A 20,033-nucleotide genomic window follows, 5' to 3' on the forward strand; every position below is an offset into this window, starting at 1 on the left:
ATTGCTCCGCAGAAAACGTAATTACTGGTCTTTCTTTTCGACGCTTTGCGGATTGGATTGGCTTTCTGCCGCGTTTGCCGGCGGTGGCGTGGTGTCGTCGCCCACGGCCTTTTTAAAGCCCTTCAGCGCAGCGCCCAGATCGGCCCCCAGAGTGCGCAGTTTGCTGGTACCGAACAGCAAGATGATCAACACCGCAATCACCAGAAGTTTGGTAATACTGATACCTTCCATACTCACCTTCTTATTCACATAGCGCTGCAGAGGCAGCGAAAAAACAAACCTTGCCTGCGGTTATTTACCTACTTTCGCTCAACCAAGACAACTGCAACATGTAACAGAGTGAGATCCCTGCGCCGATACCTCTTTTAAATGCGTTGAGCATTAATCAGACTATTCTGAGTTATCGCACTGCATGGTACGCTGTCGTGACACCTATCAGGGAGCCGCAGGATGTATGCACCATCAGTTATCGATACCAGACGATCCGGCCTCAGCTTCGCCAGACGTACCTATCTGCCACGCATCGTCGGCCTGGGGATCGGTTTTCTCTGTGTGTTCTCGGTGATCTCTTCGCAACAGCCAAGCCCCTGGGTATGGGGGCTATTGATTTTTCACGGTTTTATTTGGCCGCATGTCGCCTACCAATGGGCGTGCCGCTCAGCCATGCCCTTCAAGGCGGAAACCCGCAATCTGCTGATCGATTCGTTTTTTGGCGGTCTGTGGGCTGCCATGATGGCCTTCAATGCATTGCCGTCGGTGGTCATTCTGTCGATGATGGGCATGAACAACATTGCCGCCGCCGGCAAGACACTGTTCTTTAAAGGGTTGGCGGCCCAGTTGGCCGGAGCCCTGATGGTCAGCGCCCTGTTGGGCTTTCCCTTCCAGCCGCAGAGCACGCCGATGCAGATCTATCTGTGCCTGCCGATGATTTATCTCTACCCGGCGCTGCTGGGGTTAGTCACGTACCGCACCGCCAAGCGGTTGGCGCAGAAAAAACAAGAGCTGCTGCGCATCAGCATGCGCGACGGCCTGACCGGGCTGTACAATCGCCGCCATTGGGAGCATTTGCTGCATCACCAATTCGACAGTTGCCGCCGCTACCAACACACCGCGACCCTGATCCTGATAGATATCGATCGTTTTAAAACCATCAATGACACCTTCGGCCATGCGCTGGGTGACGAGGCGCTGGCGGTGCTGGCAGAAGAGCTGTTAATTGGCCTGCGCACCGTGGATATCGTTGGGCGCTACGGCGGTGACGAGTTTGGTGCCGTGCTGCCGAACACCAGCGCCGAACAGGCCAGCATTGCGCTACAGCGCATCCAGGAACGGCTGAATGATATTATTTTTCGTGAAGCGCCGCAGTTGCGGCTGAACATCAGCGCCGGTATAGCCGATTACCACGGTGAAATGGGCGGCTATCTGGACTGGCTGAAAGCCGCCGACAATGCGCTGTACCGGGCAAAAAACAATGGTCGCAACCGTCTGGAACTGGCGGTGCCCGGCAACTAACTTAACAGCTTGGCAAAGTATTTAGGGGCTTCAAAAAAGCCCTCCCGCTGATAGAAGGCATGCGCCCGTTCACGGCGGCTGTGGCAATGCACTTCAAGGCGATCGCAGCCGCGCCGGCGGGCCAATGCCTCGCCTTCAGCCAGCAAGGACTGGCCGACACCCAAACCGCGCGCGTGGCTATCAACGCAAAAATAGCTGATACGGCAAATATCCCCGGCCAACGCCAACTGCGGCAAGAAATGCAGCGACAAAATCCCCAGCACCTCACTCTCGTCATCGTCGGTCGCGACCAGCAACGCTTCATCGGGGTGTGCCAATAGTTGCGCCAGACGCGCGTCAATAAATTCCTCGGTTCCGGCGTAATCCAGCGCCGCCATTAACGCCACAATGGCTTCTTTATCAGCCTGTACCGCCGTTCTCACTTTCATTTCGGTTGTTTCCGTCGTCACAGATACTACAAAATAGGCAGCGCCAGGTGTAAGATCCAGTCTGCGCGGCAAAAAGCGGCGCCGAACAACGGAGATGACATTCCTCCATAACCGCCTTCACAGGCTGATGATGTCTACGTAACCTCTCAAAGGGGTGCGTAGCGTTGCGCCAGCCCCTTTCTGAGCCTTGGTTTTCCCTTTTAGTGAAAGGTATTTCAACCATGTTGAGTTCTTTACTGGCAGTCTTTATTGGCGGTGGTGTCGGCAGCGTGCTGCGTTGGGTTATCAGCATGAAGATGAACCCGCTTAACGCGCATATCCCCCTGGGCACACTGGCGGTGAATCTGGTGGGGGGCTTTGTCATCGGGTTGGCTATCGCGATATTTACCCGCATGACGCACCTGGATCCCACCTGGAAATTGCTGATTACCACCGGTTTCTGCGGCGGTTTAACCACCTTCTCCACCTTTTCGCTGGAGGTCGTGTATTTGCTGCAAGATGGCCGCTTCGCCTGGGCGCTGGCCAATATGTTGCTCAATCTGGCCGGCTCACTGGCAATGACCCTGCTGGCGTTTATGCTGGTCGTCTGGATTAACGGGCAATAGCTAATTTAGTTCTCTTAATGTTTCCTTAATCTGCCATCAGCATAATCTCATCCAGGATCCCCAACTGGATGAGAACTCTGATGTTTAGCCTGCCCAAAACCGCCGCTGAAGTGACCGCTACCCTGCTGTGCCTGCTGATTGTCGCCGCGTTTATCAAGGTTTATCTGTTCGCCTGACGCTTCGCCTCCACAGAATCCCCCCTTTAGAGTTCCTCTTCTGCCGTTCTTGCATTACAATTGAGAATGAACGTTCGCACCCAAAACGCGAACCCCTCTCTTGGTAAAGGATCGGGAAATGATATCCACCAGCGACAGCAGGCAAGCCAAAGCGCAGGCCCGCCGCGATCAAATTGTCGAGGCGGCGAAACGTTGTTTTCGTCAGCATGGTTTTCACGCCGCCAGCATGGCGGAAATCGCCCAGAGTTCGCAGCTCAGCGTCGGTCAAATCTACCGCTACTTTGCCAATAAAGATGCGATCATCGAAGAAATCGTCAATCGCATCATCGCCAGTAAAATGCGCCGTCTGGAGGATCTGGGCGATCACATTAACCTGATCGCCGGCACTCTGGCGGCCCGCGCCCAGTTCCAGCAACCGGGTGAAAACGAAACTGATCATATGTTGATGCTGGAGGTCACCGCCGAAGCCACGCGTAACCCGGTGGTCGCGAAAATGCTCAGCGATGCGGAAACGCGGCTGTTTCGTCATGTCTGCCAGAATCTGCAGCGGATGTATCCGCATTTCACCGCGCAGGAAATCGCCGCACGGGTGGAATTTATCGCCGTATTAAGCGAAGGCACAGGTTATCGCATCCTTACCACGCAAAAAGCCGATATCAGCTTGCTGAGCGGCTTATATCAACAAGCTATCTCTCACCTGTTCAGGAAACCCTGATTCCCTATGACCAGACAATTATCCAGACAACGACTGGTGTACGCGGTGGTGCTTGGCCTATTGGCCGCACTGGGGCCGCTGTGCACCGATCTCTACCTGCCCGCCCTGCCGGAAATGGCCGGCGAGCTGAACACGTCCACCGCCACGGCTCAGCTCAGCCTGACCGCCGGCCTGCTCGGGCTGGGCGTGGGCCAACTGATTTTTGGCCCCTTCAGCGACAAACTCGGCCGCATGCGGCCGCTGCTGCTGTCGTTGGTACTGCTGTTGGCCGCCTCGCTGTGGTGTGCGCTGGCACCGAATATCGACCAGTTGCTGATTGCCCGTCTGTTGCAAGGGCTGGCCGGTGCCGGCGGTGCGGTGATATCCCGCGCCATCGCGCGCGATCTCTATGCCGGGCACGAGCTGACGCGCTTCTTCGCACTGCTGATGTTGGTTAACGGCCTGGCGCCGATTATTGCGCCGGTGCTGGGCGGTGCCATGTTGCAGTTAATGGACTGGCGCGGGATCTTCGGTGTACTGGCGGCTATTGCCGTGCTGCTGTTTACCCTTTCAAGCCTGAAGTTGCACGAATCCTTACCCGTGGAGCGCCGCAGCCAGGGCGGCATTTTGGCGATGCTGATGTCGCTGGGCGGGTTACTGACCCAACGCCAGTTTATGGGCCTGTGCCTGACGCAAGGGTTCGTCATGGCCGGGATGTTCGCCTACATCGGCGCATCTCCCTTCGTATTGCAGCAGATTTATGGCCTCAGCCCGCAGATGTTCAGCCTGTGCTTTGCCGTTAACGGCGTAGGTTTGATTATTTCTGCACAGCTTGCCAGCCGTCTGAGCGCGCGTTGGGGGGAAAGGCGAGTGCTGAAAGGCGGCTTGACATTAGCGGCCGTCGCCTCACTGCTGTTGCTGTTGGCAGGCAGCCTGCACGCGCCGCTGGCGCTGTTGATGGTCCCGTTGTTCTTCTCGGTGGCGGTGATCGGCATTGTCGGCCCAACGGCGTCATCATTGGCGATGCAAAGCCAGGGCGACAAAGCGGGCAGTGCCTCGGCGCTGATCGGCGTATGCATGTTCGCGCTCGGCGCGTGCAGCGTGCCCATCACCGGGCTGGGTGGCACTTCCAGCGTGTCGATGGCGCTGACCATTGTCGGCTGTTATGCCATCGCCATCCTGCTGTTCACTCTGCTGGTGCGCAAACCGCAGGCGTAAGCTACCGCAAAAAGGCAATAAAAAACCCGCTCAGGGAGCGGGTTTTAAGAATTTCGGCTACTGTAGCTTAGATAGCGATAACGTTAGCAGCAGATGGCCCTTTGGCACCGTTCGTGATCTCAAATTCTACACGCTGGCCTTCAGCAAGAGTTTTGAAACCATTGCTAGCGATGGCAGAGAAGTGAACGAAAACGTCCTTGCTACCATCTTCCGGAGTAATGAAGCCGAAGCCTTTGGATTCATTAAACCACTTAACGCTACCTTTAATCTTAGACATCAAACTTACCTTTAACGTGAATGTAAGACACTAAACCTGTGTCCAATACAGTACAGCAATTAGACCGGATTTTGTCCACAACCTGGATCACAGAAAACCGATAAAAAGTGAAAAAATCGGTATCGTCCGCTGTAAATCTGTTGCACCGCTCGCCGTTGTCGCTCTTGACAGCTCATTCCTCTTTAATCCACGTCGAACAACGGTCGAACGCCTGTTTCAGCCCCGGTTAGCGCGTATTACCGCCATGATGCAGACATAATCGCTATGAAATATAACCAGATAGTCTTTTTGCTTCCGGCCGCCCTGCACTAGGGTTAGAGCTTATTAACCACTGTGAGCCAAGACTATGACCAGCCAACTGGCCGAGAAGATCGTCGCCTACCGCCGTGAACTGCATCAGAACCCTGAGCTGTCCAACCACGAGTTTGCCACTACCGCGCGCCTCACCCGCTGGCTGGGGGAGGCCGGTATCCGTATTTTGCCGCTGGGGCTGAAGACCGGCGTGGTCGCCGAAATCGGCAGCGGCAAGGGCCCGATCATTGCGCTGCGCGGCGATATTGACGCCCTGCCGATAGAAGAAATTTCCGGCGTTCCCTTCAGTTCGCAAAATAGCGGCGTCATGCACGCCTGCGGGCATGATTTTCATACCTCGGTGATGCTCGGTGCAGCGCATTTGCTGAAAGCGCGCGAGGCGACTTTACCCGGCACAGTGCGTATTTTCTTCCAACCGGCGGAGGAAACCTTCAACGGAGCCCAACATTTGATCGACGCCGGCGCTCTGGATAACGTGGCCGCAGTATTCGGCCTGCATAATGCCCCAGAGCTGCCGACCGGCACCTTCGCCACCCGCGCCGGTGCGTTTTACGCCAACGTCGACCGCTTCCAGATCCTGATCACCGGTAAAGGCGCACACGCCGCCAAACCGGAGCAAGGCGTAGACACCATTGTCACCGCCAGCCAAATTGTCAACGCACTGCAAACCCTGCCCAGCCGCAGTTTTAGCTCGCTGGAGTCGCTGGTGGTGAGCGTAACGCGCATCGAAGGGGGCAACACCTGGAACGTACTGCCGCAGACCGTAGAACTGGAAGGAACGGTGCGCACCCACAACGAGAAAGTCCGTCTTCAGGTCCCGGACAAAATCCGCCAGGTCATTAACGGCGTGGCCGCATCGCTTGGTGCCCAAGCGGAACTTCGCTGGCAGCCAGGCCCACCGGCAGTGATCAATGACGCCCGCTGGGCCGCCTTCAGCAAAACCGTCGCCGCCGAAGCCGGCTATCGGGTGGAGGAAGCGGACCTGCAGATGGGCGGCGAGGATTTCGCGCTTTATCTGCACCACGTGCCGGGCGCTTTTGTCAGTATCGGTTCAGCCAGTGAGTTCGGCTTGCACCATCCGCGCTTTAACCCGGATGAACAGGCGATCTTCCCGGCCTCGCAATATTTCGAACTGCTCGCTGAGCGCACGCTGCAACAATTAGCCACCGCGCCGAAAAAAATCACCAGCAAAGCGTAAAACTCACCTCATTATTATTTCGCGGCGCAGCCTGTTCTGCGCTGCGAATTATTATTTCCCCTTTATTCATACCCGTCACGATATTTGCTATTTCAACATTTGAATATGCTGTTTTGTTGTTTTACATCCTGAGGACGCTCATCAATAGTGGGAACTCGACAGATAGCGCCATAGCGGCACTTAACAGGGTGAAAGCAATGAGCAACAGTGCGAAAAACAAACGGCAATTGCGTCTTGGCGCCATTTTGCATGGCGCATCGGGAAATATGTCTGCCTGGCGGCATCCGGACGCCACCGCCGACGCCAGCATTAATCTCGATTTTAATATTGCCACGGCGAAAAAAGCCGAACAGGGTAAATTGGATTTCGTGTTTGTTGCCGACGGCTTATATATCAATGAGAAATCCATTCCGCATTTCCTCAACCGTTTTGAACCCCTGACCTTGCTTGCCGCCCTGTCCGCCGCCACCGACAAAATCGGGCTGGTGGGCACGCTGTCCACTTCATACAGCGATCCCTTTACCGTCGCGCGCCAGTTCGCCAGCCTGGATCACCTGAGCAAAGGCCGGGCAGGCTGGAACGTAGTGACGTCGCCACTGGAAGGGTCGGCAAAGAATTTCTCGCGCACCGAACACCCGGAGCACAGCCTGCGTTATCGCATCGCCAGCGAATATCTCGATGTCACCAAAGGGCTGTGGGACTCGTGGGAAGGCGACGCCTTTGTGCGTAACAAAAACAGCGGCGAATTTTTCAGCGCCGGTAAGCTGCATACCCTGAACCATCAGGGGGAGTTCTTCTCAGTGCAGGGGCCGCTGAATATCGGCCGCACGCCGCAGGGCCGCCCGATTCTGTTCCAGGCCGGTGCGTCGGAAGACGGCAAGCAGCTGGCGGCAAAACACGCCGACGCCATTTTCACCCACCATGAAACCCAGGAGTTGGCGCAGGCATTTTATCAGGACGTAAAAAAACAATTGGTGGAACAGGGCCGCGAACCGGATGACCTGCGAATTTTCCAGGGCGTCAGCGTGATCGTCGGCGACGACAATGAAGACGTGGAACGTCAATATTGGGAAACCGCGCGCCTGGTCAGCATCGAAAACGCACTCAACTACCTTGGCCGCTATTTCGAGCATTATGACTTTTCCCGCCATCCGCTGGATGAGCCCTTCCCGGACATCGGCAATTTGGGGCAAAACAGCTTCCGCAGCACCACCGATGCCATCAAACGCAATGCCCGCGAGCGCAACCTGACACTGCGCGAAGTGGCGCTGGAAGCTGCTTCGCCGCGCCCGGTGTTCGGCGGCACGCCGGAGGCGGTAGCGGACGGCCTGCAAAACTGGTTCGACACCCAGGCCGCCGACGGTTTCATCATCAGTGGCGGTACACCGAACTCCTTCGGGCACTTTATTGACCGCGTAGTGCCGATCCTGCAGCAACGTGGCCTGTTCCGTAGCGATTACAGCGGCGATACGCTGCGCGACCACCTTGGCCTGAAGCAGCCGCTGAACCAATTTACGCAATAACATACTCTTTTTTCAGGGATATTCCGCTATGCGAAAAACCGTTACCGGCCCCGGCATCAATGTAAAAGCCATCAGACCCCGTCTCCACGTGGCGAAAAACCAGCAAATTCTGGGCGACTAGGAGCATATCTATGGCAAACGACGTCTTCATTCAAACGCTGCCGGACGACCCGCTGGTCGAACCGGTGATTCAAGGGCTGTTCGGCGAGTACCGCCAGCGCTACGGCGATTATTTTGGTGACCAGGAACAAGAAACGCTGGATCTGTACGCCCCGCCACAGGGCGCGTTTATCGTGCTGTTGCGCGCCGGAGAGCCGATCGCCATGGGGGCGTTCAAACGCTACGATCCGCACACTGCCGAGCTGAAGCGCATCTGGACGCGAACCGACCTGCGTCGCCAGGGGCTGGCGCAAAAGGTCTTGCAGCAACTGGAGACGCTGGCACTGGAGCAGGGTTACCGCCAGCTCTACCTGACTACCGGTTTTCGCCAGCCGGAGGCGGTGGGCCTGTATCTGAGCAACGGCTATCAGCCGCAGTTCGATCCCACCATCGACAGTGAAGTTTACAGCCGCCCGCCCTACGACGGCCGGTTGCCGTTTCGCAAGAGCCTGATAACAGCAGGCGCGCTCTGTTGCGCGCCGGAAAGGAAGATTGCCTAGGGGCCTGCCCCCTCCCCTTTTATCTGTTTCAGGAGCAATACGATGTCCAAACAAGAAGTGTTGAAAGTGGTTCCCGCGCGCTACCCGCTGCGGCTGGTGGGCGCGTTGTTTTCGGTGTTTATTCTGGCGGCGATCGTCCAGTCGGTGGCGGCCAACGAGCGCTGGGAATGGGGCGTATTTGCCGAATGGTTCTTCGCGCCGGCGGTGCTTTCCGGCCTGGGGCAAACCCTGCTGCTGACGCTGCTCGGCACGCTGTTCAGCATTATTTTCGGCACCTTGCTGGCGCTGGCGCGGCTGTCGCGCTCTTATCTGCTGGCGTCGCTGGCCTGGGGCTACATCTGGCTGTTCCGTTCGCTGCCGCTGATTCTGGTGCTGATCATCTTGTATAATTTTTCTTACCTGTATGATTCCATCTCGCTGGGCATTCCCTTTACCTCGCTGGTGTTCGCCAGCTATCCGACCATCGATATCCTCGGCCAGTTTTCCGTCGCGGTGCTGGGGCTGACTCTGGTGCAATCGGCCTATACCGCAGAAATCATCCGCGGCGGCATCCTCGGGGTGGAATACGGCCAGCATGAGGCCGCAGCGGCGCTCGGTCTGCCGGGCTATCGCCGAACTTTCCGCATCATTCTGCCGCAGGCGCTGCGCTCAATCGTTCCCACCGGCTTCAACGAAATCATCAGCCTGGCCAAGGGCACCTCGATCGTTTACGTGCTGGCGCTGCCGGAGCTGTTCTACACCATTCAGGTCATCTATAACCGCACGCAACAGGTGATACCGCTGCTGATGGTCGCGACCGTCTGGTACCTGTTTATCACCACCGCGCTGTCGGTGATCCAATACTACATTGAGCGCTATTTCGCCCGGGGCGCCGTGCGCGAGCTGCCGCCGACACCCTGGCAGAAACTGGCCGGCTGGATAAAACGTTAGGAGAATTTTATGTCCGAAGCTATTGATTACTATGCTGCCCTGCGCGAAGCGCCGGTACGCAACATCGCTCCGGTGCCGGCGCGCGGCCTGATTGAAATCAGCAACGTGAGCAAGTATTTCGGCAAGCACAAAGCGCTGGACGACGTCAGCCTGACGCTCCAGCCGGGCACGGTCACGGTGATCCTCGGGCCGTCCGGCTCGGGCAAATCCACCCTGCTGCGCGCCATCAACCACCTGGAGCGCGTCGATGAAGGCTTTATCCGCATCGACGGCGACTACGTCGGCTACCGGCGCAAAGGCGACAAACTGTATGAATTGAAAGAGAACGCCATTCTCAAGCAGCGCATCAACGTCGGCTACGTGTTTCAGAATTTCAATCTGTTCCCGCATCTGACCGTGCTGGAGAATATCGTTGAAGCGCCGGTGGTACACGGGATCTACTCACGGGCTCAGGCTAAAGAGGTGGCTTATCGGTTGCTGGATACCGTCGGCCTGCGCCACAAGGCCGACGCCTATCCGCGCCACCTGTCCGGCGGCCAGCAGCAGCGCATCGCCATTGCACGTGCGTTGGCGTTGAATCCGAAGGTCATTTTGTTCGATGAACCCACTTCGGCGCTCGATCCGGAGCTGGTCGGCGAAGTGCTGGACGTGATCAAGGGGCTGGCGGATCTGGGCGTAACGCTGGTGGTGGTCACCCATGAGATTGGTTTTGCGCGTGAAGCGGCGGATCAGATCGTGTTTATGGTCGACGGGCAGATCGTCGAGCAGGGTAACGCCCGGCAGGTGCTGAACCATCCGCAGCACCAGCGCACCATTAACTTCCTCAACAAAGTACTGTGACTCTCGGGGCGCACAACCGCGCCCCGCCCGATAAGCTCATCCCTCCGCGAAGCGGCGTTTCTCTGCGGCAAAATCCAGCGGCTTGATGCCGCGCTGATTGCGATCCTGCTCGGTCAGCAGCGCCGGCGGAATAAACCAGGTCACTTCAAACAACAACCCGTCAGGATCGTGACCATAGATGCTCTTGTGCACGCCGTGATCCTCCTCCAGCCCGAGAATGCCGCGCTGCGCCAGCTGATCGCGAATGCGTTCGAGTTCATCCAGGCTATCGACTTCCCACGCCAGATGGTACAGCCCGGCCGGTGGCTCGTTTTCCGCCGGCGGTTCGCCGTTGGCACGAAACACCCCGGCCCGCTGCTGCCCGAGATTTTTGCTGAACAGCGCCAGATCGTGATCGTTATCCGAATCGGCCGCCTGGGTAAACACCGCTTTATCGGGGCTGCCCGAAGGTTTTAGCGTAAACCCCAGCACCTGATGATAAAAATTCGCGCTTTGCTGCACATCGCTGACATACAACACCGCGTGGTTAAGCCGTTTAATTCCCATCGATTGTCCCTTTCCGCATTGAATACAGTCAGCTTGAAAATAGCATGTGGTCGGAAACCCGCTAAATGCCGTTATCGCATTATCAAAACCGGAGAGCGTGACCTGTCACTGCAAGGCATTCCGCGCTATCATATCCTCGTCGCCTTTCGAGCCGCAGCGTTGTTGGCTGCAACTTGAAATTCATAGGGGATAAATATTGTATTGAACGAATTAATGAGAATGACGATGAACGGCAAGATAACGACTTTTTTTGAAGACAAAGGCTTCGGCTTTATTACCGATGAGAACGGGGAAAATCGTTATTTTCACGTGATTAAAGTGCAAAACCCGGAGCTGATTAAGAAAAACGCGGCGGTGACCTTCGAGCCGACCAACAACACCAAAGGCCCTTCGGCGTATGCGGTCAAGGTACAGGCGGCAAGCAAATACATCATCATCGCCAACGAAAGAATCAAGATCGCCAGCATCAAGTCCTTCAATACCTTCACCAAAGAAGTGCCGGTGAAAGCGGACGTCGACAAAGAAAACACCGTGCTCTCGGTAGGCCTGCTGATGAACCGCATCCGTCCGCAGTCCGAAGAAGCGCCGCAAACCATGCAGACGCTGCGCATGCTGACCATCACCACTTTCCAGAACGCGACCCATACCTTCTCCGAACAGGAGATCGACATGGATGAAACGCTGAAAGTGCTGAAAAGCCTCTAATCGCCACCAACGCCTATCCCGCTTGCAAGGCCGCTGCCTGCTGCGCTCGTCTTCGTCGGGACGAATATATTCGCGCCCTACTAATGGGCGCGCGTATGGAAAACAATCGAAGCAATTTGATATCACCTATGTTAGCGTGGGTTTTCACCTGACACAGGCCGTGCTATATGACTGATTCCAGCAGCGTCAAAGGCTTTATCAACCGCTCCACCGACATCGCCTGCCCCAAATGCGCCTACGTCACCAGCCAAAAATGCGCGGCGCTACAGCAAAACGTTCTGCTTATCTGCCCAAACTGCGGTACCCGATTTGAACCCAGGCAGAACTGAAACCTTTATCTGAACATGATGTGCTCAACGCTGTTGCCACTCACCACGTTAAACGACTCTACGCGATTGCGCCCCTGCGATTTGGCGCGATAAAGCGCAATGTCCGCCATATTCATCAGTTGTTCCAGCGACTTCACTTCATTCATTGCCAGGCTGGCGACGCCTACGCTGATGGTGATTTTCAGCGGCGTTTTGCCGCCGGGATACAGATCGGTTTTTTGCACCAACTGCCGCAAATGCTCCGCCAAAGCTACCCCCTGCGCGGCCAGCGCACGCGGCAGCATAATCGCGAACTCTTCCCCGCCGAGGCGACCAAACAGCTGATCGTGGCGCAGTTCACGCCGGACGATATGGGCGAAAGTAGCCAATACCTGATCGCCCACATCGTGGCCGTGAGTGTCGTTAATCAGCTTGAAATGGTCGATGTCAATCAACAGCAGCGACACCGCCTCTTTCGATTTATATTTGTGCTCCAGCAATTCGCCGGCCTTTCGCGTCAGCGCGCTGCGCGCCAGTACCCCGGTCAGGAAATCGTGATTGGCGCTGTGCTCCAACCGGCGCATCAGCTTACGGTTAACGGCTATCGAACTGGCGAGGATCAGCGGCCCCATGACCAGCATGGCGATCCCTAACCGGGCGGACATCAGGGTATCGAGGAATGCGTTGTGGTTGTTCGGCGTTTCATACAGCATCAGGTTGGCGGAGATGCTGCTGATTTCGGTCATGCCGGTCAATAGCGTCAGCAAGGTCACGGTGAACAACTGGTAGCGGACCGCACACCACAGCAATGCCGGGATCGGGAAGGCAATCGCCCCCGGGCCGCCGATGTACACGCTGAAAATCAGGGAAAACAACAGCGCCAGCAGCGGCATGCCGGCCCGCAGCGGCCAGTTGATCGGCATGCGCAGCAGTTGCTTCAGCCGCGGTGCCGCCAGGAACACCGGCAACAGCAGCAGGTTAGTGGAGAACTGTTCACTGAACCACGCCAGCCAGGCGGTGATCACCGTATTATTGTACAGGCTGTCGCTGCGCAGTATCGACAGGGTCGATGCCACCGCCGCGCCACTCAGGCTGGCGGTAAACATATAGAGTATCGCCTGCGGCTTGCCCATTCTGCGCTGCGACTGCGGTAACAGCAGCATCACGCCGTAACCGGTGGCGATCAGCGACATATTGCAGGCATTCAACCACATCGCCAAAGGCAGCGCTTCGCCGGTCGTCAAATCGGCGGCAATCATGCCAAGGTAGGTGGTTAACCAGCCCAGCGGCGTGGCATAGGCGGGTTTGCGCAACAGCAGGCCGAGTAAAATCGCATTCACCGGCCAAAACAAGGAAAGGGATCCAATCGGACGAGTAAATATACCCAGCAAGGAAAGCAAAAACGCCAGCAGAAAAAGAGTGATCAGCTGGAGGGTAACAGGCAGGCCATGTTTGGCATTTATTCTGGCGTTCATCACCTTACCCATACATTCATAATAACCAGAGCAATTGTCTGCATATTCCCTCGCCCGGCATGATAAGGAGGACAAAAAACCCGTTCTCAACCAGTAAATACAGATGTATCAAAAACAAAGAGACATTCATTTTTATTTAATAGAATGTTCTTAACACCATGGCCCACCGGCACAACTCCGTGTGAAACGCCTTCGCACCGATCCGCAGAATAATGTTCAACGATATCTAACAGCATAGCCTAAGCCACCGCAGATCCGCACAAACATAAAAACCATATAAATAAAATGGGTATCATTCATTTACCCTATTGTACCGCCGATTATTTTCCAGCAAGTCACCCGGAAGCGCAATTAGAACCGGAAACATAAAAAAAGCCCGCAGAACGGGCTTAATGCTTGTCAGTTAGCGTTTTTCTGAAGGTGTGGTGAAGTTTTCGGTCGATAAAGGTGAAATGCGCCATGAAACACACTCGTCTCGACCGAGCAAGGGGCCCCAGGCGCGGCCCCTTGCAACCCGCGCCTTGCCCTGTCAGACGGTTGGCTAGGCCAACATTACTCGGCCCATCCTTGGGCCTCGCCCCTTCGGGGCCGCTGCAAGCAGTGTTCAAATCTGTTCCTGACAGATTTGTCCTCCCTCCGTCACCGCGCATCACGGCCGGCTACGACAGGCGTCCCTGCCTGTCTCGCCTGAAACCGCCGTCCGTGGCGGTTTCGCCTATGCGCCGCTCCTGCGTTCGGCGTCTTCAAGGGCGCCCAACACCCTGCTCATCTCATCATTGTCACTGTCTTTCATAACGCAATATCCAACGTTGCCCGGTGGCAGCCGATTCGGGTGTTGACCCTGGCGCGCATCACCGGCTGCCGAGCAAGACGGCGTTGTCAGGGGCAACCGGCCAGGGAAGGCCGGTTGAGGCGAGACTAACAGGGAGGTTTGTCGTAGCCGACCCGCCCGACAACGCAGGTGCAGCGAGGGTATCCGCGCAGCGGACAGACGGTGTTAAGCGAGGGCAATGGCGGTAGCAGGGAAATACGGGATAGTTACGGCAATTCCTCCTGCACGGAGCGCACAGGGATTGGATAAAGAAATGCCTGTCAGACTTAACTGACAAGCATTACGCAGAGCGGGCTCGCTTGAAGAGCAGCAAATTGACAGTTACGACACAGCCATTGCATGTCTGTGCTGCTGTTCATGATATCGACGGAAGCTTAAACGGACCTTAGCAACAAAAAACCCGGTCTAGGAACCGGGAATATTTGTACGAAATGCAGTGTTAGCCCAAGCAGGCTAATAACACTTCGCAGTTTACACGCCAAATGTGCAGAAAAAATGAACGACGCATTCCTTCCGTCGGCGTGGTGAGGAGCAGGATCACGCCAGTTTGGCGGCAATGCTCGCGACGCGCTGACCATACAATTTGGCGGTTTCCAAATCCCCCGACAGCATTTCATCGACGCCGGCATCGGCAGGCGTCTGTACCAGCAGGCCGACAGAGCCGCCCAGATTGTTCACATCGGTACGCTGCGCCGCTTTGCTGTTGGCCGGTGGCAACCCCAGGCTGACCCACAGGCCACCGTGTTGTGAAGCCAGCGTTTGCAGGGCGATCAGCGTAACCTGCTTGTCGCCGTTCAGACTGGCGCTGTTGGTGAAACCGCCGAACACCTTGTCCTGCCATTTGCGCGTGAACCAGGCTTTTGAGCTGGCGTCGGCAAATTTCTTGAACTGCCATGACGGACCGCCCATGTAGGTCGGCGAACCAAAGATGATGGCGTCGGCCTCATCCAGTTTCTGCCAGGCTTCTTCGCCGATGTTGCCGTCTTGATCGATAGCGATCAGCTCGGCTTCTGCGCCTTCGGCAACAATGTTAGCCAAACGCTCGGTGTGGCCGTAGCCGGAATGAAAAATCACCACTGTCTTCGCCATAAGGAACTCCCAGGTAGTTGCATCGGGGTGCCGGCGGCACCCATAAATACTCTGATCCAATCTACTCAAGCGGCCGCAGGGTGAATACCCAATTTATCTGACGGAGTTATTCAAAAAAACCGGGTGGTATTTACCCACCGCTCCCTTGCGCACCCTGTTGCCGGGCGAAATCAATAAACGCGCGCAGCGGGCGCGGCATTTGTCGGTTGGCGGGGTAGTAAAGATAAAAACCGGGAAAAGGCGGTGTCCAGGCATCCAACAGCGGCACCAGCCGGCCATCGGTCAGCGCGGCAGCCACCTGATGCTCAAACAGGTAAGCGATGCCCACGCCGTCCAGCGCGGCCCGCACCAGGATCTCCGGTTCGTCGACGATCACCGGCCCTTCCACCGCGATATCCAGCGCTTCACCGTCGCGTTCAAACTCCCAACGGTAAAGATTGCCATTGGTTGGCCAGCGAAAATTCAGGCAAAGGTGTTGGCGCAGCTCGCGCGGCGCCTGCGGTTGGCCATGACGAGCCAGATACGCCGGCGAGGCGACTACTCGCATCCGAAGGTCTCCGCCGAGCTTGATCGCCACCATATCCTTTTCCAGTTTCTCGTGCAGGCGCACGCCGGCATCGAAACCGCCGGCGACAATGTCCACCAGCCGGTCTTCCACGTTGAGATCGAGAAGGATATCCGGGTACTGCCGATGAAACGGCGCGATCAACGGCGCCAGATAATGCATGGCGGCGATCCGCGTGACGTTAAGCCGCAAACGCCCGGTGGGCTGCTGGCGTTGGTTGACCGCCAGCGCTACCGCCGCATCGATTTCGGCGATAGCCGGCAACAGGCGCGCCAACATCTGCGCCCCGGCGTCGGTGGGTGCCACGCTGCGGGTAGTGCGATTCAGCAGCCGCAGCCCCAAACGGCTTTCCAGATTGCGCAGCGTCTGGCTCAGCGCAGAAGCGCTCATGCCCAGGTGCACGGCGGCACGGGCAAAGCTGCCGTGTTCGACAATGGCGGCAAAAGCGCGCAGCTCTGCAAATTCACTTCCTCTCATTATGCCTCCATCGCTTAATAATTCATGAATATTATAGCGTATTCCGTGAACAGCCCACCGGGTCTATCTTGAAATCCACATCAACAGGAGAACGCCCATGAACACATCCTTATCGCTGAACAGTTACCGCCTGCTGGGTCGCTCTGGCCTGCGCGTCTCGCCGCTGGCGCTCGGCACCATGACCTTCGGTGCCGACTGGGGCTGGGGAGCGGAACAGGCCGAGGCCCGCCGCCTGTTCGACACCTATGTCGATCGCGGCGGCAACTTTATCGATACCGCCAACCGCTATACCGAAGGCAGCGCCGAACGCTTTGTCGGCGAATTCGCCACCGGGCGCCGCGATCGTCTGGTGATCGCCACCAAATACACTTTGCCGATGCAGCCCGATAACCCGAACTCCGGCGGCAATCACCGCAAAAGCATGGTGCGATCGGTGGAGGATAGCCTGCGGCGTCTGAACACCGACTATATCGACCTGCTCTATTTGCACGCCTGGGACTACACCACGCCGGTGGAAGAAATCATGCGCGCAATGGACGATCTGGTGCACGCCGGCAAGGTGCTGTACCTGGCGGTATCGGATCTCCCGGCCTGGCAGGCCGCCAGAATGCAGATGCTGGCGGATTTGCGCGGCTGGTCGCCAGTGATCGGCCTGCAAATCGAATACAGCCTGCTGGAGCGCACGGTGGAGCGCGAATTGATCCCGATGGCGCAAGAGTTGGGACTGGGCGTAATCCCCTGGTCACCACTCGCGGGGGGTGTGTTGAGCGGTAAATACCGGCGGCAGGATCTGCACCCCGGGGGGAATGAAACGGGAACCCGCCGCGAGGTCGTGCGCACCAAAGGAACGCTGACCGCCCGCAACCTCGACATTGCCGATGCCGTGGGCGATATCGCCCGCGAAGCCGGTTACACGCACGCCCAGGTGGCGCTGGCCTGGACGCTGCGCAATCCGGCGGTGACCGCGCCGATTATCGGCGCACGCACGCTGACGCAACTGGATGATAATCTCGGCGCGCTGGCGGTCAGACTGGCGGAAGATCAGTGGCAACGGCTGGATGCGCTTAGCGCGATTGAATTGGGCTTCCCGCATGATTTTCTGACGCTGTCCACCACCCGCGACATCATGTTCGGCGGCCTGAATATCGCCGGGCGCAGATAAAAAAAATCCCGCACGAGGCGGGATAAACTTAACAGGGATGGGGTAATACACTACAGGGACTAACACACAACATCATCGGGTAGGACTACCTTACCAATCCCTATGTATAGAACTGTCATTCCTGCGTAAGGTTGCTCCGGCAGATGTAACGCCGGATGGAAATGTGACATCTTGACCGTGGCGCCGGCGCGCAGGGACGGGCGTGCTTTGTCCACCACACACAACCGACTAATAAATAATCGATTCAGGGCTATTGAAAGCGCCGGGTGGTATACTGATACCCCCTACATCTACCCGGTGAAAGATATGTCTATCTTTGATGCCCTTAAGATGTTCAGCGCCACATCCGTAAAAGTGACTTGCCCAAAATGCGCTTACGCCTCCGAACAAAGCAGCAGCAAGGTGCGCAAAAATATCACCATGATCTGCCCTAAATGCGGACATTATTTTCGCCCTGGAGAAGAAAAGTAACGCCTTCCGTCAATGCGCCAACTCTGTGGTGTAGTTGGCGGTTATCCAACGGTAGCCTTTGCCTTCGGCCTTCACATGCCCCAACCCGGGGAATGAAATATGGGCCGCGGCCACCCAGTCCCCATCACGCGCAACCTGCGCCAGAATGCGCTCGCGCGTTTGTACCGCCTGTTGCTGGTTGACGTCGAAATGAATCGCCACCTCAGGGTCCGGCATCTGCACCGCCTTGGCGTGGATAATATCCCCCCACAGCACCAGCGTTTGCCCTTCGCTTTCTACCCGGTAGACCACGCTACCCGGCGTATGGCCCGGTGCCGGGAGCGCACGGATACCCGCTACCACCGTTAGCGGCGCCGTGAAGGTTTTCAGTTTGCCGGCGGCGATAACCGGGTTCAGTGCCTCTGCCGACTCCTTAAAGGTGTGCTTTTGGCTGTCTTCAACCCGGCCGATATTGGCGGGGTTCAGCCAAAAATCCACATCTTTTTTATCGACATACACCTGCGCATTCGGGAACGCCGGTTTACCGTTCAGCGATACCCCGCCGGAGTGATCGCCATGCACGTGCGTCAGCAGCACCGCGTCTATCGTTTCCGCCGGGTAGCCTGCCGCACGCAGGTTTGCCAACAGATGCCCGCCCGCCTTACCGAACAGTGGCCCGGCGCCGGTATCCACCAGCACCCGCTGTTTACCGGTATCGATCACGAAGGTGTTGATAGAGGTTTCCGCCTGCGGCGTCATCGCCTCTTCCGCCATACGCTGCTTCAGCACTTGCGACGAGACGTGGGTAAGCAGCGTATCGAGCGGGATGGTCACGGTGCCGTCGGACACCGCAGTAACGGTAAACTTGCCCAGCGGCATGCGGTAATAGCCAGGTGCCTGGAGCCGAGTATCCGCCGCAGCGGCGGTGGTGAACAGTAAGCCGACGAGTGCCAGCGCAGGAAATCGCTTCATAACATCCCCTTCAATAAGAAATTGCGTCGCCTTTAACGCTGACGGGGATTATGGTAGTGCCAGGTAACATCATTCAAATAGATTGGAAGCATGATGAATATCAGAGAAAATGATTTTAGCCGTATCGACCTGAATCTGCTGACGGTATTGATGGTGCTGTTTCGCGAACGCAGCGTCTCGCGCGCGGCGCAAAAGTTGTATCTGGGGCAACCGGCGGTGAGCGGAGCGCTGGCGCGCCTGCGCGATATGTTCAATGACCCGCTGTTTGTCCGCAGTTCACAGGGCATGGAGCCGACCCCAAGGGCGCAAGCACTGGTACTGGCTCTGACGCCGCTGATGGAAAACATGCAGCAGGTGCTGTTCCAGCTCCCCGTTTTTGCCCCCACCACTGCACAACACAGTTTTCGGCTGGGCATGACCGATTGGGTCGAAATGTGGCTGATGCCGTCACTGATGGTGGCGCTGAAACAACAGGCACCCGGCATCACCCTGAATGTTATCGCTACCGATCCGTTCCGGGACAGTGATGCGCTGGAGAAAGACCATATAGATCTGGCGCTTTCCGTTGCGCCCGGCGGCCCGCATTGGCTAAGGCGTGAGGTGCTGACCCGCATGCGCTTTTGCACCCTGTGGCACCCGGCGCAGTTGGCCCTCCCCGCACCGCTGTCGCTGGCGGACTACACTGCCAACGACCATTTGCTGGTTTCTTACCGTGGCGCGAACGCCAGCGTGATTGACCAACAGCTTGCCGCTGCGGGGGTGCAACGCAAGGTTCGTTACACCACCCCGCACTTTGCCGCGCTGCCGCCCATACTGCAAAACACCCCGGTGTTCGCCACCGTGCCGGCCGGGCTTGGCAAAAGCTGGAGCAAGAATTACGGCCTGAAACGCAGTGAACTCCCGCTCGAGATCCCGCCTTTCGAAGTAGCAATGTTGTGGCACCACAAACGCAATCAGGATCCGGCCTTATTGTGGCTATTGGAAATGGTGCGGGAGATTACCCGCCACGCCGATGCAACGGAGTAGTTAACGCAGGTGAGGGAGAAAGAAGAGCCGTGCTGCCCGACAGCCATTATTCCA

The 20,033-nt window shown here is 57.0% G+C and carries 22 protein-coding genes and 1 riboswitch; of the genes, 14 read left to right on the forward strand and 8 right to left on the reverse strand.

Annotated features, from left to right (window positions below):
• Nucleotides 1-21: 21 nt before the first annotated feature.
• The gene (gene tatA, locus V2S86_RS13755) at nucleotides 22-231 is read right to left on the reverse strand and encodes a Sec-independent protein translocase subunit TatA (protein ID WP_330762857.1); all 210 of its coding nucleotides are present in this window, start codon (nucleotides 229-231) and stop codon (nucleotides 22-24) included.
• A gap of 219 nt (nucleotides 232-450) precedes the next feature.
• Between tatA and V2S86_RS13760 the strand changes: the two genes are divergently transcribed.
• Entirely contained in the window at nucleotides 451-1,512 is a 1,062-nt protein-coding gene (locus V2S86_RS13760; RefSeq protein WP_330762858.1) for a diguanylate cyclase, read from the forward strand.
• Here the strand turns inward: V2S86_RS13760 and V2S86_RS13765 are convergent.
• A complete protein-coding gene (locus tag V2S86_RS13765; RefSeq protein ID WP_330762859.1) occupies nucleotides 1,509-1,940 on the reverse strand; it encodes a GNAT family N-acetyltransferase in 432 nt (143 codons plus the stop codon). The two genes, V2S86_RS13760 and V2S86_RS13765, sit on opposite strands and share 4 nt — an antisense overlap.
• A gap of 81 nt (nucleotides 1,941-2,021) precedes the next feature.
• A riboswitch (Fluoride riboswitch) is annotated at nucleotides 2,022-2,084 on the forward strand.
• 77 nt (nucleotides 2,085-2,161) lie between these two features.
• On the opposite strand from V2S86_RS13765, the gene crcB reads away from it, so the two are divergent.
• The 3 genes from crcB to V2S86_RS13780 all read left to right on the forward strand — a co-directional run bounded on the left by crcB (nucleotide 2,162) and on the right by V2S86_RS13780 (nucleotide 4,633).
• Entirely contained in the window at nucleotides 2,162-2,545 is a 384-nt protein-coding gene (gene crcB / locus V2S86_RS13770; RefSeq protein ID WP_330762860.1) for a fluoride efflux transporter CrcB, read from the forward strand.
• Between the two features lie 294 nt (nucleotides 2,546-2,839).
• Nucleotides 2,840-3,436: a TetR/AcrR family transcriptional regulator gene (locus tag V2S86_RS13775; protein WP_330762861.1), complete on the forward strand. Its 597-nt coding sequence runs from the start codon at nucleotides 2,840-2,842 to the stop codon at nucleotides 3,434-3,436.
• A 6-nt stretch (nucleotides 3,437-3,442) separates the two neighbouring features.
• Nucleotides 3,443-4,633 carry a multidrug effflux MFS transporter gene (locus V2S86_RS13780; protein ID WP_330762862.1) on the forward strand — a complete coding sequence of 397 codons (1,191 nt, stop codon included), beginning with the start codon at nucleotides 3,443-3,445 and terminating at the stop codon, nucleotides 4,631-4,633.
• Nucleotides 4,634-4,700: 67 nt separating this feature from the next.
• Here V2S86_RS13780 and cspE read toward each other — a convergent pair whose 3' ends face one another.
• A complete protein-coding gene (gene cspE / locus V2S86_RS13785) occupies nucleotides 4,701-4,910 on the reverse strand; it encodes a transcription antiterminator/RNA stability regulator CspE (RefSeq protein ID WP_002210315.1) in 210 nt (69 codons plus the stop codon).
• Nucleotides 4,911-5,256: 346 nt separating this feature from the next.
• Between cspE and V2S86_RS13790 the strand changes: the two genes are divergently transcribed.
• From V2S86_RS13790 to V2S86_RS13810, 5 genes are all read left to right on the forward strand, one after another.
• The gene (locus V2S86_RS13790; RefSeq protein WP_330762863.1) at nucleotides 5,257-6,420 is read left to right on the forward strand and encodes a M20 peptidase aminoacylase family protein; all 1,164 of its coding nucleotides are present in this window, start codon (nucleotides 5,257-5,259) and stop codon (nucleotides 6,418-6,420) included.
• Nucleotides 6,421-6,617: 197 nt separating this feature from the next.
• Complete coding sequence (locus V2S86_RS13795) at nucleotides 6,618-7,943, forward strand: LLM class flavin-dependent oxidoreductase (protein ID WP_330762864.1); 1,326 nt, start codon at nucleotides 6,618-6,620, stop codon at nucleotides 7,941-7,943.
• A gap of 131 nt (nucleotides 7,944-8,074) precedes the next feature.
• On the forward strand, nucleotides 8,075-8,602 hold the full coding sequence (locus V2S86_RS13800; RefSeq protein WP_330762865.1) for a GNAT family N-acetyltransferase: 528 nt from the start codon (nucleotides 8,075-8,077) through the stop codon (nucleotides 8,600-8,602).
• Between the two features lie 42 nt (nucleotides 8,603-8,644).
• Nucleotides 8,645-9,532 carry an amino acid ABC transporter permease gene (locus tag V2S86_RS13805; protein WP_126527619.1) on the forward strand — a complete coding sequence of 296 codons (888 nt, stop codon included), beginning with the start codon at nucleotides 8,645-8,647 and terminating at the stop codon, nucleotides 9,530-9,532.
• Between the two features lie 9 nt (nucleotides 9,533-9,541).
• Entirely contained in the window at nucleotides 9,542-10,372 is an 831-nt protein-coding gene (locus V2S86_RS13810; protein ID WP_330762866.1) for an amino acid ABC transporter ATP-binding protein, read from the forward strand.
• 36 nt (nucleotides 10,373-10,408) lie between these two features.
• Here the strand turns inward: V2S86_RS13810 and V2S86_RS13815 are convergent, their stop codons facing one another.
• On the reverse strand, nucleotides 10,409-10,918 hold the full coding sequence (locus tag V2S86_RS13815) for a VOC family protein (protein ID WP_330762867.1): 510 nt from the start codon (nucleotides 10,916-10,918) through the stop codon (nucleotides 10,409-10,411).
• A gap of 225 nt (nucleotides 10,919-11,143) precedes the next feature.
• Here V2S86_RS13815 and V2S86_RS13820 point away from each other — a divergent pair, with 225 nt between their 5' ends.
• Together V2S86_RS13820 and V2S86_RS13825 are read left to right on the forward strand one after the other, a co-directional pair.
• A complete protein-coding gene (locus V2S86_RS13820) occupies nucleotides 11,144-11,623 on the forward strand; it encodes a cold-shock protein (protein WP_330762868.1) in 480 nt (159 codons plus the stop codon).
• Nucleotides 11,624-11,790: 167 nt separating this feature from the next.
• Nucleotides 11,791-11,952 (forward strand): YnfU family zinc-binding protein, encoded by a 162-nt coding sequence (locus V2S86_RS13825; protein ID WP_330762869.1) that lies wholly within the window; start codon nucleotides 11,791-11,793, stop codon nucleotides 11,950-11,952.
• Between the two features lie 5 nt (nucleotides 11,953-11,957).
• Here the strand turns inward: V2S86_RS13825 and V2S86_RS13830 are convergent, their stop codons facing one another.
• From V2S86_RS13830 to V2S86_RS13840, 3 genes are all read right to left on the reverse strand, one after another.
• Nucleotides 11,958-13,406, reverse strand: a complete 1,449-nt coding sequence (locus V2S86_RS13830) for a GGDEF domain-containing protein (RefSeq protein WP_330762870.1) — start codon at nucleotides 13,404-13,406, stop codon at nucleotides 11,958-11,960.
• 1,369 nt (nucleotides 13,407-14,775) lie between these two features.
• Complete coding sequence (locus V2S86_RS13835) at nucleotides 14,776-15,327, reverse strand: flavodoxin family protein (protein WP_330762871.1); 552 nt, start codon at nucleotides 15,325-15,327, stop codon at nucleotides 14,776-14,778.
• A 130-nt stretch (nucleotides 15,328-15,457) separates the two neighbouring features.
• Complete coding sequence (locus V2S86_RS13840; protein WP_330762872.1) at nucleotides 15,458-16,369, reverse strand: LysR family transcriptional regulator; 912 nt, start codon at nucleotides 16,367-16,369, stop codon at nucleotides 15,458-15,460.
• A 97-nt stretch (nucleotides 16,370-16,466) separates the two neighbouring features.
• Between V2S86_RS13840 and V2S86_RS13845 the strand changes: the two genes are divergently transcribed.
• Entirely contained in the window at nucleotides 16,467-17,531 is a 1,065-nt protein-coding gene (locus V2S86_RS13845) for an aldo/keto reductase (RefSeq protein ID WP_330762873.1), read from the forward strand.
• Between the two features lie 306 nt (nucleotides 17,532-17,837).
• On the forward strand, nucleotides 17,838-18,002 hold the full coding sequence (locus V2S86_RS13850) for a YnfU family zinc-binding protein (RefSeq protein ID WP_164713296.1): 165 nt from the start codon (nucleotides 17,838-17,840) through the stop codon (nucleotides 18,000-18,002).
• A 9-nt stretch (nucleotides 18,003-18,011) separates the two neighbouring features.
• Here the strand turns inward: V2S86_RS13850 and V2S86_RS13855 are convergent, their stop codons facing one another.
• Complete coding sequence (locus V2S86_RS13855) at nucleotides 18,012-18,953, reverse strand: MBL fold metallo-hydrolase (protein WP_330762874.1); 942 nt, start codon at nucleotides 18,951-18,953, stop codon at nucleotides 18,012-18,014.
• A 93-nt stretch (nucleotides 18,954-19,046) separates the two neighbouring features.
• On the opposite strand from V2S86_RS13855, the gene V2S86_RS13860 reads away from it, so the two are divergent.
• Entirely contained in the window at nucleotides 19,047-19,979 is a 933-nt protein-coding gene (locus V2S86_RS13860; protein WP_442996140.1) for a LysR family transcriptional regulator, read from the forward strand.
• Nucleotides 19,980-20,033: the final 54 nt, after the last annotated feature.

This window comes from Serratia sp. C2(1) (assembly GCF_036352655.1).
In the GTDB taxonomy this organism is placed as follows: Bacteria; Pseudomonadota; Gammaproteobacteria; order Enterobacterales; family Enterobacteriaceae; genus Serratia; species Serratia inhibens.

What these genes read in the sequence shown, in the direction of transcription:
- tatA (WP_330762857.1), bottom strand. Translation starts at nt 231, where the DNA reads ATGGAAGGTATCAGTATTACCAAACTTCTGGTGATTGCGGTGTTGATC.
- V2S86_RS13760 (WP_330762858.1), top strand. Translation starts at nt 451, where the DNA reads ATGTATGCACCATCAGTTATCGATACCAGACGATCCGGCCTCAGCTTC.
- V2S86_RS13765 (WP_330762859.1), bottom strand. Translation starts at nt 1,940, where the DNA reads ATGAAAGTGAGAACGGCGGTACAGGCTGATAAAGAAGCCATTGTGGCG.
- crcB (WP_330762860.1), top strand. Translation starts at nt 2,162, where the DNA reads ATGTTGAGTTCTTTACTGGCAGTCTTTATTGGCGGTGGTGTCGGCAGC.
- V2S86_RS13775 (WP_330762861.1), top strand. Translation starts at nt 2,840, where the DNA reads ATGATATCCACCAGCGACAGCAGGCAAGCCAAAGCGCAGGCCCGCCGC.
- V2S86_RS13780 (WP_330762862.1), top strand. Translation starts at nt 3,443, where the DNA reads ATGACCAGACAATTATCCAGACAACGACTGGTGTACGCGGTGGTGCTT.
- cspE (WP_002210315.1), bottom strand. Translation starts at nt 4,910, where the DNA reads ATGTCTAAGATTAAAGGTAGCGTTAAGTGGTTTAATGAATCCAAAGGC.
- V2S86_RS13790 (WP_330762863.1), top strand. Translation starts at nt 5,257, where the DNA reads ATGACCAGCCAACTGGCCGAGAAGATCGTCGCCTACCGCCGTGAACTG.
- V2S86_RS13795 (WP_330762864.1), top strand. Translation starts at nt 6,618, where the DNA reads ATGAGCAACAGTGCGAAAAACAAACGGCAATTGCGTCTTGGCGCCATT.
- V2S86_RS13800 (WP_330762865.1), top strand. Translation starts at nt 8,075, where the DNA reads ATGGCAAACGACGTCTTCATTCAAACGCTGCCGGACGACCCGCTGGTC.
- V2S86_RS13805 (WP_126527619.1), top strand. Translation starts at nt 8,645, where the DNA reads ATGTCCAAACAAGAAGTGTTGAAAGTGGTTCCCGCGCGCTACCCGCTG.
- V2S86_RS13810 (WP_330762866.1), top strand. Translation starts at nt 9,542, where the DNA reads ATGTCCGAAGCTATTGATTACTATGCTGCCCTGCGCGAAGCGCCGGTA.
- V2S86_RS13815 (WP_330762867.1), bottom strand. Translation starts at nt 10,918, where the DNA reads ATGGGAATTAAACGGCTTAACCACGCGGTGTTGTATGTCAGCGATGTG.
- V2S86_RS13820 (WP_330762868.1), top strand. Translation starts at nt 11,144, where the DNA reads ATGAACGGCAAGATAACGACTTTTTTTGAAGACAAAGGCTTCGGCTTT.
- V2S86_RS13825 (WP_330762869.1), top strand. Translation starts at nt 11,791, where the DNA reads ATGACTGATTCCAGCAGCGTCAAAGGCTTTATCAACCGCTCCACCGAC.
- V2S86_RS13830 (WP_330762870.1), bottom strand. Translation starts at nt 13,406, where the DNA reads ATGAACGCCAGAATAAATGCCAAACATGGCCTGCCTGTTACCCTCCAG.
- V2S86_RS13835 (WP_330762871.1), bottom strand. Translation starts at nt 15,327, where the DNA reads ATGGCGAAGACAGTGGTGATTTTTCATTCCGGCTACGGCCACACCGAG.
- V2S86_RS13840 (WP_330762872.1), bottom strand. Translation starts at nt 16,369, where the DNA reads ATGAGAGGAAGTGAATTTGCAGAGCTGCGCGCTTTTGCCGCCATTGTC.
- V2S86_RS13845 (WP_330762873.1), top strand. Translation starts at nt 16,467, where the DNA reads ATGAACACATCCTTATCGCTGAACAGTTACCGCCTGCTGGGTCGCTCT.
- V2S86_RS13850 (WP_164713296.1), top strand. Translation starts at nt 17,838, where the DNA reads ATGTCTATCTTTGATGCCCTTAAGATGTTCAGCGCCACATCCGTAAAA.
- V2S86_RS13855 (WP_330762874.1), bottom strand. Translation starts at nt 18,953, where the DNA reads ATGAAGCGATTTCCTGCGCTGGCACTCGTCGGCTTACTGTTCACCACC.
- V2S86_RS13860 (WP_442996140.1), top strand. Translation starts at nt 19,047, where the DNA reads ATGAATATCAGAGAAAATGATTTTAGCCGTATCGACCTGAATCTGCTG.